The sequence below is a fragment of the Levilactobacillus senmaizukei DSM 21775 = NBRC 103853 genome, from assembly GCF_001592085.1.
In the GTDB taxonomy this organism is placed as follows: domain Bacteria; phylum Bacillota; class Bacilli; order Lactobacillales; family Lactobacillaceae; genus Levilactobacillus; species Levilactobacillus senmaizukei.
On record NZ_BCWD01000014.1, the window covers coordinates 50,844 to 60,616 of the forward strand.

11 protein-coding genes and 1 other RNA gene are annotated in these 9,773 nt (G+C 48.3%); 5 read left to right on the forward strand and 7 right to left on the reverse strand.

Annotation, left to right across the window (positions count from 1 at the left end; genetic code table 11):
- Positions 1 to 187 precede the first annotated feature (187 nt).
- Positions 188 to 558: a transfer-messenger RNA gene (gene ssrA / locus LSE01S_RS06650) on the forward strand.
- A gap of 207 nt (positions 559 to 765) precedes the next feature.
- Positions 766 to 1,764: a cation diffusion facilitator family transporter gene (locus LSE01S_RS06655; protein ID WP_061776852.1), complete on the forward strand. Its 999-nt coding sequence runs from the start codon at positions 766 to 768 to the stop codon at positions 1,762 to 1,764.
- A gap of 20 nt (positions 1,765 to 1,784) precedes the next feature.
- Here the strand turns inward: LSE01S_RS06655 and LSE01S_RS10935 are convergent, their stop codons facing one another.
- The 6 genes from LSE01S_RS10935 to LSE01S_RS06680 all read right to left on the reverse strand — a co-directional run bounded on the left by LSE01S_RS10935 (position 1,785) and on the right by LSE01S_RS06680 (position 6,522).
- A complete protein-coding gene (locus LSE01S_RS10935) occupies positions 1,785 to 1,955 on the reverse strand; it encodes a hypothetical protein (protein ID WP_156470486.1) in 171 nt (56 codons plus the stop codon).
- A 133-nt stretch (positions 1,956 to 2,088) separates the two neighbouring features.
- Positions 2,089 to 2,670: a signal peptidase I gene (gene lepB / locus LSE01S_RS06660; protein WP_061776853.1), complete on the reverse strand. Its 582-nt coding sequence runs from the start codon at positions 2,668 to 2,670 to the stop codon at positions 2,089 to 2,091.
- 256 nt (positions 2,671 to 2,926) lie between these two features.
- On the reverse strand, positions 2,927 to 4,303 hold the full coding sequence (locus LSE01S_RS06665) for a M20/M25/M40 family metallo-hydrolase (protein ID WP_082622361.1): 1,377 nt from the start codon (positions 4,301 to 4,303) through the stop codon (positions 2,927 to 2,929).
- 143 nt (positions 4,304 to 4,446) lie between these two features.
- Positions 4,447 to 5,367: an anti sigma factor C-terminal domain-containing protein gene (locus tag LSE01S_RS06670; protein WP_061776854.1), complete on the reverse strand. Its 921-nt coding sequence runs from the start codon at positions 5,365 to 5,367 to the stop codon at positions 4,447 to 4,449.
- Positions 5,360 to 5,842: an RNA polymerase sigma factor gene (locus LSE01S_RS06675; RefSeq protein WP_061776855.1), complete on the reverse strand. Its 483-nt coding sequence runs from the start codon at positions 5,840 to 5,842 to the stop codon at positions 5,360 to 5,362. The genes LSE01S_RS06670 and LSE01S_RS06675 overlap by 8 nt, the downstream gene beginning before the upstream one ends.
- Positions 5,843 to 6,030: 188 nt before the next feature.
- The gene (locus LSE01S_RS06680; RefSeq protein WP_061776856.1) at positions 6,031 to 6,522 is read right to left on the reverse strand and encodes an alcohol dehydrogenase; all 492 of its coding nucleotides are present in this window, start codon (positions 6,520 to 6,522) and stop codon (positions 6,031 to 6,033) included.
- Positions 6,523 to 6,733: 211 nt separating this feature from the next.
- Here LSE01S_RS06680 and LSE01S_RS06685 point away from each other — a divergent pair, with 211 nt between their 5' ends.
- Positions 6,734 to 7,105, forward strand: coding sequence for a DUF1304 domain-containing protein (locus LSE01S_RS06685; protein WP_061776857.1), 372 nt, complete (start codon positions 6,734 to 6,736; stop codon positions 7,103 to 7,105).
- A 518-nt stretch (positions 7,106 to 7,623) separates the two neighbouring features.
- On the forward strand, positions 7,624 to 8,535 hold the full coding sequence (locus LSE01S_RS06690; protein WP_061776858.1) for a hypothetical protein: 912 nt from the start codon (positions 7,624 to 7,626) through the stop codon (positions 8,533 to 8,535).
- A 222-nt stretch (positions 8,536 to 8,757) separates the two neighbouring features.
- Here the strand turns inward: LSE01S_RS06690 and LSE01S_RS06695 are convergent, their stop codons facing one another.
- Positions 8,758 to 8,937: a hypothetical protein gene (locus LSE01S_RS06695; protein WP_061776859.1), complete on the reverse strand. Its 180-nt coding sequence runs from the start codon at positions 8,935 to 8,937 to the stop codon at positions 8,758 to 8,760.
- Positions 8,938 to 9,297: 360 nt separating this feature from the next.
- On the opposite strand from LSE01S_RS06695, the gene LSE01S_RS06700 reads away from it, so the two are divergent.
- Positions 9,298 to 9,768, forward strand: coding sequence for an OsmC family protein (locus tag LSE01S_RS06700; protein WP_061776860.1), 471 nt, complete (start codon positions 9,298 to 9,300; stop codon positions 9,766 to 9,768).
- The last annotated feature ends 5 nt before the right edge of the window (positions 9,769 to 9,773 follow it).

Below are 9,773 nucleotides of genomic sequence, written 5' to 3' on the forward strand. Positions count from 1 at the left end.
CAGGCGTGTGATAAAACCATGACCTTTCTGTAACTTTTTGTCGGTTCACCATTAATCATTAAATATTTAGCACTTATACCATTTATTATACTATATTGTCGGGGATCCACGACGGTTAATTACCTATTCACAAGCGCCCAGTTTTGCAAGCCTCCAAAGATGTGATAAACTATTCTAGTATCGTCATGGGGCCGTTCTGGATTCGACTGGTATAGGTTGAAGCTTGACTGCGCGTCGTAGCGGCATCTACGTTAAAAGGTCCAGTTTATTATAACTGCAAAAAATAATAACAATTCTTACGCTTTAGCTGCTTAATAGGCGCTTAACGTAGATCCTCCTAGGCTTGCCCGCGGTCTAGATCTGGGTCCTAAATTTAACGGGCTTACGCTAACGGCTCCCACCTGAAGTTCGTTAGAAGAGATGAATCAGGTTAGCTGAGTATGTGGGCCCTGACAGGCGGCAAGTTATTCAGTGAAACGATAAGTAGTCTGCCTATGCGTGTAGACGTTAAGTTGGCAATATGCTAGGACGCGGGTTCGATCCCCGCCGGCTCCATAAATGCCAGTATGACTAAACCTATGACGGGGAAAACCACATTCGCTGAATGTGGTTTTTTTGTGGCCTTTTTTAAATCGGTGATCCCTGCCCTATTCGTCAATCGAAATGCCTAACCACCTGTTTAACAGGCAACCAGGATCGCCAATTCTCCAGTCTGTGGCTAAATAGGAACCGTTAAGCCAGCAGTCATCCGAGGGGGTAAAGACGATGAATGAAACGAATCAGGACTGGCAACATGTCCAACGGACGGTGGTTGCCAACCTTAGCCTGGCCTATCGCCATTTATGGGAAAATGTTGGTATTTACTTGGCGCTCTTTCTCATTGAATACTCGGCCGCCTGGATGGGTCATTCGCAAGTCCTCCGGGCGGATGCCCTCAACAATTTATCCGGTATCTTTTCCACCAGCTTGCTTATGACTGGTCTATACATTGCTGCTAAGACGCGCGACAACGACCTTTGGGGCGCCCCCATTGCTGCAACCGACCGTTCCCATGTTGGGCCAAGAACCCAGCAATCTCGATTTCGCTTTGAAACAATCTACACCCTCTTGGCAGGAATCGTGATGGTCTTCATTGCCGCAGATATTTTATTTGAGGCTAGTCACCACTTAATCTGGCCATCCCACGAACACTTACAACCACTGCTATCAGGCCTTGCGGCGGCCACCTCAGGTCTGTTACTCACCCTACTTTGGTGGTCCAACCGCCGCTGGGCCCGGCAATTAAGGAATACTGCGTTGGCGGCAGCCGCCAAGGATACCTTCACCGACGTTCTAACAAGCCTCGTCACTCTACTCACGATTGCAAGCATTGGCTGGTTTCATCTCACTTGGATCGACGGCGTCGCTAGCCTAGCCCTGGGATTATATATCTTATACGCGGGCACTCAAATCTTTCGGCAGTGCACGCTAAAGCTAGTCGACTACTTCGATCCACGGCTCGAGGCAGCCTATCGACAGGCTGTGGCTACCTTACCTGCCGTTCAGCAAGTCCTATTCATCAAGGCTTACTATGACGGTAACTTAATTATGGTTAGTGTGACGATCGCCGTCGCTCCCAACATGACGGCAGCCACGATCTATCAACTCACCCAAGATATCAATCGGCTACTTCGCACCCAGTACGGCGTTACCGAAACGGCTTTGATGGTCATGCCAGCCGATCAGCTCAGCACAAAAAAAGGCTCCGCCACTCGTCCAACTTGACGAGAACGAAACCCAGTCATTTATATGGCTAAAAAGGTGGCAATGCTCAGCAAGCCAATTCCCACTAACCAGCCCCAAATTGCCCACATCGGTTGAACCTGCCAATTACGGTGCTGAAAGGCCACGAACAGTTGAGCCAGCCCCGTGATGATCAGACAGGCAATGCCGGCATAATAAAAAATATTCTCCATACGACTGGCCTCCTTGATCTTAGTTCTTTCAGTATACCGGATCCTTTCCACCATTTATAACTAAATGTTTAGCATGCTAAACCAGGCTTCCGCGTGGTTAAACCACGGAGAAGCCTGGTTTGTCTTAACTGCTTTAATTAGCCAGTTGGTTGATCCGTTGCCGCTGTTCATTCGTCCCATCCCAAAAGACGAGCTTAGCAACCCCGACAACGTTTTTAGCACTGACATAACCCCAGTCACGGCTATCCTCAGCATGGCTAGTTGATCGGTCATCACTTAAAACAAAATACTTTCCCTTAGGCACAACGGCACTTGACGAACCGATTTGCTTGCCTAAGCTCTTAAGGGTCCAGTTACCGGTTTGATTGCGTTGATCACCACTTAAGAATGACTGGTCAAGCTGCTTACCGTTCACATATATTTGACCATTCCGACTAATGATGCGATCCCCTGGAACCCCGATGACTCGCTTAACGAATGTGCTATGGGCCTTAGACCCCGGGACCTCGCTTTGAGCATCAAGGGCAATGACGCTTAACCGTTTGACCTTAGCCATCCGCCAAACCACCAGCGTGTCTCGATTCTTGAGGTTAGGCGCCATTCCGGCTCCTTGAAACGACTCGAATTGTAACACATATGTAAATGTGAGAAAGACCATTAGAAAGGCAAATACCACGGCACCACCCCAACGCCATAGATAACTAAACGTTTTCATATCAATAACCACCCTTCACACTCACTTATTTAACGTCAGTGTATCACAAATCGAAATCGGCGTTAACCATTATGCGAATGAATGTTAAGTATCCGATAAGTATTATCAAAAAATCAATTAATCGGATTACATATACGTCCTGCCAAGCTAATTCTCCGCCATGTCATCAGGCTTTCAATCCGGTGCTCAGATCTTTTCACCCTCATCAAAAAGGCCGTGACCCCGTCACGACCTCCTTGATAAATTAATTAATCACTCACTTACTGACTCCCACACCGAATTTTTGTAGCAGCCGGGCAGTATAAAAGACATCCTGTGCGTAATCGGCGATCCGTACGCTTTCATTAGGGGCATGTGCGCCGGACCCCGACCAATTGGCCCCAAAGGCTACGATGGGGGCATGCAGCGCCTCATCGAATGGTGCTTGAGGACCCGTACCTGGTGTATTCGGGACCAATTTAACCCGATCGCCGTAAACCTCGTGAGCTGTCGTGATCGACGTCTGGACAAACGGATCGGTCAAATCAGATCGGAATGGATTCTCCCCCAACAAGTAGTTAACGTGCACGTCCGAAAATCCATTCCGTGCTAGCTGAGCTTGAATTAAGCGGGCTAACTTCTCTGGTCGCTGGTCCGGAACTAGCCGACAGTCAAGCTTGGCTTTGGCGAACTTAGGTAGAACCGTCTTAACGCCAGCTCCTTCATACCCACTTGTCAGACCATTAATCGTCATGGTCGTCGCATTTGCAAGTGCCATCTTGGGATCATCGGTAACTAGTGGGCCCGTAATGCCAAAGGTTTCCCTGGTCTGAGCCTCGTTAAAGTTCAGATCGGCAATGGCCGCCAGTTCGGGCCCGGTCAATTCGCGGATATCATCATAGAAACCATCGACCAAAATTCGATCGGCAGGCCCCCGCAATGATGCCAACGCCTTGGTCAGGCGCCAAGCCGCATTATCGGCATAGGCGGCAAAGGAAGAATGCAAGTCGACCGCGGCAGTTTGCACGGTCAGCTCAAAGCTCATAATTCCTTTGACACCACAGGTAATATTAAAGTTTTCATCGGCATCCTTGCCCCCCGTTTCCCAAACCACGACGTCGGCCGCAAGATCGGTCGCATGCTTCTGCGTCATCTGGGGAATATGCACGCTCCCAATCTCTTCTTCACCCTCTAGGATGAATTTGAGATTGCAGGGTAAACCGCCGGCGTTCTGAAGTGCCTTAACGGCCGACAACCGCGCCATGAGTTCGCCTTTATCGTCGGAGACCCCACGGGCCACGTACTTGCCATCAACTTCGGTTAGTTTAAAGGGCTCGGTATGCCATTCTGCTAATGGTTCCGGTGGCTGAACATCGTAATGGTTATAGAAGAGTAGCGTCTTACTAGCGTTGCCGGTGGGACCTGCTGGTAGCGTCGCAAAAATGAAGGGGTTACTTCCGGGAATATCTCGCCAGACCTGAACTTTGGCCCCAAGTTCTTCAAAGGCCTGCTGAACGAAGGCCACAGTCTCTGGAATACCCTTTTTCTGGGCCGAAACCGTTTCGATGCTTAAGTATTTGGCTAATCGCTGTCGATCGGCGGTCAAGGCCTCGTCTACGGCGGTTTGTAACTTGTCGATTTTGCTTGCTGACATTCAACCACGCTCCCATTCAAATTAAAAATCGTTCTGAACTTGCCCCAGAACGATTCAACTCTCTGATGTTTTTCTGGTCAGGTGAAATTTGAGTTACTTATGACATTAAGCTTTGATTAGAAAAATGTCAAATCTCTCATAAATCATTTTATTCTGGTCTTCGGAGCAACAATCCCCGCCGAACTAGCTACGACCCAGTTTGCCTTAACCAGCTTTTGAAAATCAGCACTGTTCCCCGTCACGATGACCCCAGCAAACGGCGCCTGGTCGAATTTAGGATACTTTTGGGCATACTGCCAAGCAAACTTAAAAACGTCAAAGTTGTCGTAGACTAAGTGGTAGGGCTTAGCTGCCTCTAAGGCTCCCCGTAGCCGAATGTAATCCCCTTTAGTCAACTGGCCCTTGGGGTTCGCACTAAATCCTAAATAATTATTGTCCACATAGGTAACGTCCGTATCTCCCTTAGCCCCTAGCCAATACCAAGTTGCGTGCAGCTGTTGGGGCAGTTTGGCCTGAATCTGTGCATACGTCAACGGCCGCTTGAAGGTCAAGGCCACCTCCGCAATGGCATCCTTGGTCTTAGCCACTTTTTTAACTTCATGAACAACCTTCATCGAGTGTTTCTGCATTTTCAAATTATAAAATGACGGAATTTTTTGCTGGGTGTCCTGATCGTAGGTCGATGGTCCAAAATTGGCTGACGTTCGTGACACTAGGTCTGTTTGCGCGAACCTAAGCAACCAAGAATAATTGCTAGAACTGGTTGACCAAGGGAAGCGTTGCCCCTCAATCTCCTTATACCGGTGGCTGACCACTTTCCCTCCCATCAAGTTATTATCCACCAAGCGTAAATCATCGTGCTGGATATTTGGAGACATGATATCACCAATCACATTCATATAGCGCATCAAGGCCGAGGACTCCTGACCGGCCTTAATCTGCGTCACCTTATACGTCACGACCGTCATGACTAACATGACCCCCGCGGCCAAGACGATGGTCATTACCCAGTGTCGAACCCTAACCCGACGTGCCAACTGCTTGAACTCTTTTCCCTCATTCATGTTCCTCACTCCTCATTAGTCGTTCTAACTTACGATGAACCCTGCGCAATCGCATCTTCGTCGCCGATAACTTCAGGCCCAGCCGATCCGCCGTCTGCTGCATACTTAGGCCTTTGACATACCGCAAGACTAACAACTCGCGCTCCACGACCTTCAGTCGAGACAACCCGTGTGCTAATGCTTCATCATGATTAAAGTTCCCCTCGTTTTTCAGAGTTGGCTGTATATACAGTTCCACCAACTGTTGGTATCGTTGTTGCCGGCGAAACTGGTCGAGATACGTTGTCCAGGCCACTCGAAACATATAAGGCCGCAATTGGTCGGCCGGCAAGATCAGTTGCATTTCCAATAACTTAACAAAAACGTCCTGTGTGACATCTGCCGCGACCTCCGTGTCGGCCCCCCGGCTAACGAGATACCGACGCACAGTGACGGCCAAATCGGCCAGCTGCAATTCATATTGCTGTAAGCGCATCTGTTCCCCCTCCCACCTAGACAACGAACGACTTCCAGAAAAGTCACCAACATTTCACAATTATTTTGCCAGTCTACCTAACCGTGTGATGGCGGCGCAATCTAAATGCTTACGGACACCAAAAAAGCCGCCCATTAATGGGAGCGGCTTCTTAGCTTCAATATTATTCTGCTGATTCATTAAATGGCTTAGCCTTCAGCGGCCTCAACCTTTACTTCTTCGTTATGATTCAATTGTTTTTCCGCCGCCTTACGAGCTGCCACGGCATCAGAAAATTCACTAAAAGTTTGATTCAAGATGTAACGGCCATGGTAAAATAGGCGTGCAGCCCATTTGCCGGAACGCTTGTCAAAACTGACCCCGATAACTCCAGAAATGTTTCGCGAGCTAATCTTGGTCAAAGCAGCAACGTTAGATCCGTTAACTAAGGGCAAATTAGTCGCGTTCCCAATCTGCTTACGGGTCCGGGGATCTTTAGTCAAACGTTCCTTACTGATGTCACGACGATAACAGCCACAACTGACCGTGATGCCATGACGGAGGCGATAACTGTCAACCGTGACTAAATTGCCACAGCTACATTTACACAACCACGTGGCGTTACCGTTCTTGGCGGTTCCGTCGCGCCGAATAACCGTCAGTCTGCCGAATTGTTGTCCACTTAAGTCTAGGAGTCTCATAGGTAATTCCTCCATTCAGATTTCAAAAAGATTGTCATGAGGCCATTCTCCCCGTGAATGACCGAAGCTCCCCTGACAAAAAATAATCTTACTTATTATTCTACACGCCAAACTAAAAATTAGCTTAAAGTACGAATGATTTCGGCCCACAATCGGCAATCCACCGATCAATTCGCTGGGTATCTACTATCGAGAAAAGAAGGTTTTGTTCATGTCCATTCTAATCACTGCTTTAATGATCCTTATCGGGATTGAGCATCTCGGTATCATGGTTTTAGAAATTTGGGGCCGACCAGAGTTTCAAGCCCAGGCCTTTGGCATGCCCCTTGACTTCGTTCGCCAGGCAGCTGCACAAACGGCCCTTGCCAATCAGGGGATCTACAACGGTATGCTAGGGGGCACGCTGATCGCCAGTCAGTGGCTTCTAAACGGACCCGGCCGTTTGACCACCAGCGCGCTCCTCCTAATCTTTGTGATAATTGTCGCAATATTTGGAAGTCTAACCGTAAACCGACGTATCTTTTGGCTACAAGGAGTGCCGTCAATAGTGACATTAATCGTTTTACTTGTAACCTTAGCTTAAGTGAAACTTTAAATTTATGGTTTACAGGCCCCGTCCGGCAGGTTATAATGAACTTACATATTCAGGTGAGAGCCTGCCACGGTAACCGATCGTTGGAGGAGTTAATTGACATTTTGCCATTATTAACACCATCGGTGCTGTACACATACTTCTATTCTGCTGGTTGCGCTTCGACGTAACTAGCTTTTTTTGTGCCTCGAATTATTCCAAAATCTTTGGCCAATTATTCCATAAGAGTATATTCAATTTTTAATTTATTCCCGGCAGCTTGGACCAGAATGATGCGACAACCCCGGGCCAAAATGCCCGTTTGGCCAGCTTAACTCGATCCCCACCACCGTTTGACACACCCGGATAGTTCTTATATAATTATGGAAATAATAAGCAACTTCGTTGGCGATCAAGTCTTTCATTGGTCGCCAATTGATTGTGGATAGCTTCCCGTATGGCTGTCCAAACCGGTCCACTTCTCGATCGTCGGTTTCTTAAAAATCTATGCGGGTGAAAACGAGTCAACTATGTCTTTCTCTAAACAAAAAACACGAGACTACCTCATTGGGTTCGTCTTCGTGTTAGCAATGATTAGTCTGGCCACCTGGTCCGGCGATATTGAAACGATTATGCCCGAGTTGGGGCCCCTAACCACTGGGCTTTGGATTTATCATAACCGTGAGTGGATGTATCATCCAGAAAACATCTTTCTGGGACCATCCGGCGCAGCATTGATTGGTTTTCTGGTCAATATGCTTGCCATCAGTTATGGTTTGAAGGTCTTTGTCACGATTGCACTCATTGTGTTATTACTACGGTTCCTAAATTCTCCATTGGCCCCATCATTTGCCACCGGACTCTTACCGGTCTTGACCAACGCTACCCACTGGTCCTATATCTTTACCGTTCTGGGCTTCACCCTTATCCTGATGATTGCCATTATCCTACGTAATCATCCCGGTAACGGCTCTGAACGAACACCCATGAGTCTCAAGCACATGGCCATCTATCTGGTAGCCAGTCTTATTTGGGTCACCGCCGTGGGACTAGCCGGCCGTGGCCAAATGGCTGGTATCCCACCAGTCATGGTTGTCTTCTTCGAAGTTCTCGAGAAGCCCGACTACAATGGTAAACTGGCTATCCGGCAAGTCCTGGCTTTAACGGGGGCCGCCGCCATTGGGGTAGGCGTTCACCTAGTCGTCGCCCCTTGGTTGATGGCTGCCGCCATCAGTCTGCCGCTAGTTTTCGGCTTACTTTCGGCCCTGAAGCTTAAGCTACCAGCCGCCTATGCCTTCCCCGTATTGGCGCTGGTATTGCCTCAAGCCATGTTTAAGATGCTACCGCTGACGACCATTCTAGCAGCTAGCTTCTTTCTGGGATTCACAGTGGCCTATCGTAGACTCGCAGTTGAACCCATATTCGCCTCGAAAAATAATTAAATTTGTAGAAAAATCCTGTGTCTGCCAAGTTAGGCTGACACAGGATTTTTTGTTAGCCAGGTCTACATATGACTGGCCACTAACCATAAACGGAGCATGTGCCAAATAACATCGACCATCAGGCCGACAAAGGCAACCCCCGCCAAATAATAAAAGTAATAGATCGTTGGATGCTTCATCACATTCGCCCCCCCAGGCAAAACTGACGGTTACGGCATCAATCTAACTAACCGAACTCATCGGCCGTCGTCGAGCGGCAGCGAGGATCGCATCTTGTTCAGCAATGGTTGCGGTAAACTGTTGCATAATCTCCCGTTCAACCACCTGGCCACCATGCCGCTTGGCCCGCCAGGTCATTCGTTGAAATTGCTTTTCTTCTTCAGATAGTCGTTCAGTTAACATATGGCTCCCCCCAAATTCTCTGCGCCAGTGTTCTACTACCATCGACTACATTATAGCGAAGTGTTCACCAGTGGTCTACCTTTTTTATAAAAATGTTACAAGACATTTACAAAGTCTCAAATAGTTAGCTCACCAGCGTTACTAATACGTTTTACCTAAAACACTTTCAATACGCGAATCAATGATCACTGAATTGGTATACATTAGTTGTGCAACCGGTTAACACCAACGCCCATCTAACGTTTCAACAACATTTTACTAAGTCAACCATCATTGGTGTAGCTTGTTTGGAAGCTCTTTCACTTTGCCGGCAAATTCGTTGTTTTTTGCTTTAAATCAGCGTAATCTTGAGGCAAATGAATGCGAAAGAAGGTTGTTAGTTTGCCTACTGAACCGCGAAGATTCCCACCCCTCTACCGCACCGTCGCTAATAATGATGATGGCTTGGAGAGCCGTTCATACGTCCCCGGTAGCCTAGATATCCCCGTCAGTGATCCGCTAAACGACCGGCCTGGAGCCAATCCTGAGCAATTCATCGGACTAGCCCTCAGCACCTGTCTAAATGCCACGTTGGAAGCCATCGAGCGGCGCGACCACCTGCCACACACCGCCAAGGTTCACACCATCGTTGAAATGGCTCGCGATGTCAGAGGATTCCAATTCTATTTAACCGCTGAGGTCATGCTTCCTGGCGTTGACGAAAAACGGGCTAAGGCCATGATCGATCTAGCTGAACGACGCTGTCCGGTAGCCAAATTAATGCAGGGACAGCCCAACGTTCAGGTCAAGCTGGTCGCTAATTTCACCCCAGTTCGTCCCATCAGTAATTAGTGCGG

Excerpts from the sequence above, each read along its gene's own strand:
- LSE01S_RS06655 (WP_061776852.1), top strand. The coding sequence starts at position 766 with ATGAATGAAACGAATCAGGACTGGCAACATGTCCAACGGACGGTGGTT.
- LSE01S_RS10935 (WP_156470486.1), bottom strand. The coding sequence starts at position 1,955 with ATGGAGAATATTTTTTATTATGCCGGCATTGCCTGTCTGATCATCACG.
- lepB (WP_061776853.1), bottom strand. The coding sequence starts at position 2,670 with ATGAAAACGTTTAGTTATCTATGGCGTTGGGGTGGTGCCGTGGTATTT.
- LSE01S_RS06665 (WP_082622361.1), bottom strand. The coding sequence starts at position 4,303 with ATGTCAGCAAGCAAAATCGACAAGTTACAAACCGCCGTAGACGAGGCC.
- LSE01S_RS06670 (WP_061776854.1), bottom strand. The coding sequence starts at position 5,367 with ATGAATGAGGGAAAAGAGTTCAAGCAGTTGGCACGTCGGGTTAGGGTT.
- LSE01S_RS06675 (WP_061776855.1), bottom strand. The coding sequence starts at position 5,842 with ATGCGCTTACAGCAATATGAATTGCAGCTGGCCGATTTGGCCGTCACT.
- LSE01S_RS06680 (WP_061776856.1), bottom strand. The coding sequence starts at position 6,522 with ATGAGACTCCTAGACTTAAGTGGACAACAATTCGGCAGACTGACGGTT.
- LSE01S_RS06685 (WP_061776857.1), top strand. The coding sequence starts at position 6,734 with ATGTCCATTCTAATCACTGCTTTAATGATCCTTATCGGGATTGAGCAT.
- LSE01S_RS06690 (WP_061776858.1), top strand. The coding sequence starts at position 7,624 with ATGTCTTTCTCTAAACAAAAAACACGAGACTACCTCATTGGGTTCGTC.
- LSE01S_RS06695 (WP_061776859.1), bottom strand. The coding sequence starts at position 8,937 with ATGTTAACTGAACGACTATCTGAAGAAGAAAAGCAATTTCAACGAATG.
- LSE01S_RS06700 (WP_061776860.1), top strand. The coding sequence starts at position 9,298 with ATGCGAAAGAAGGTTGTTAGTTTGCCTACTGAACCGCGAAGATTCCCA.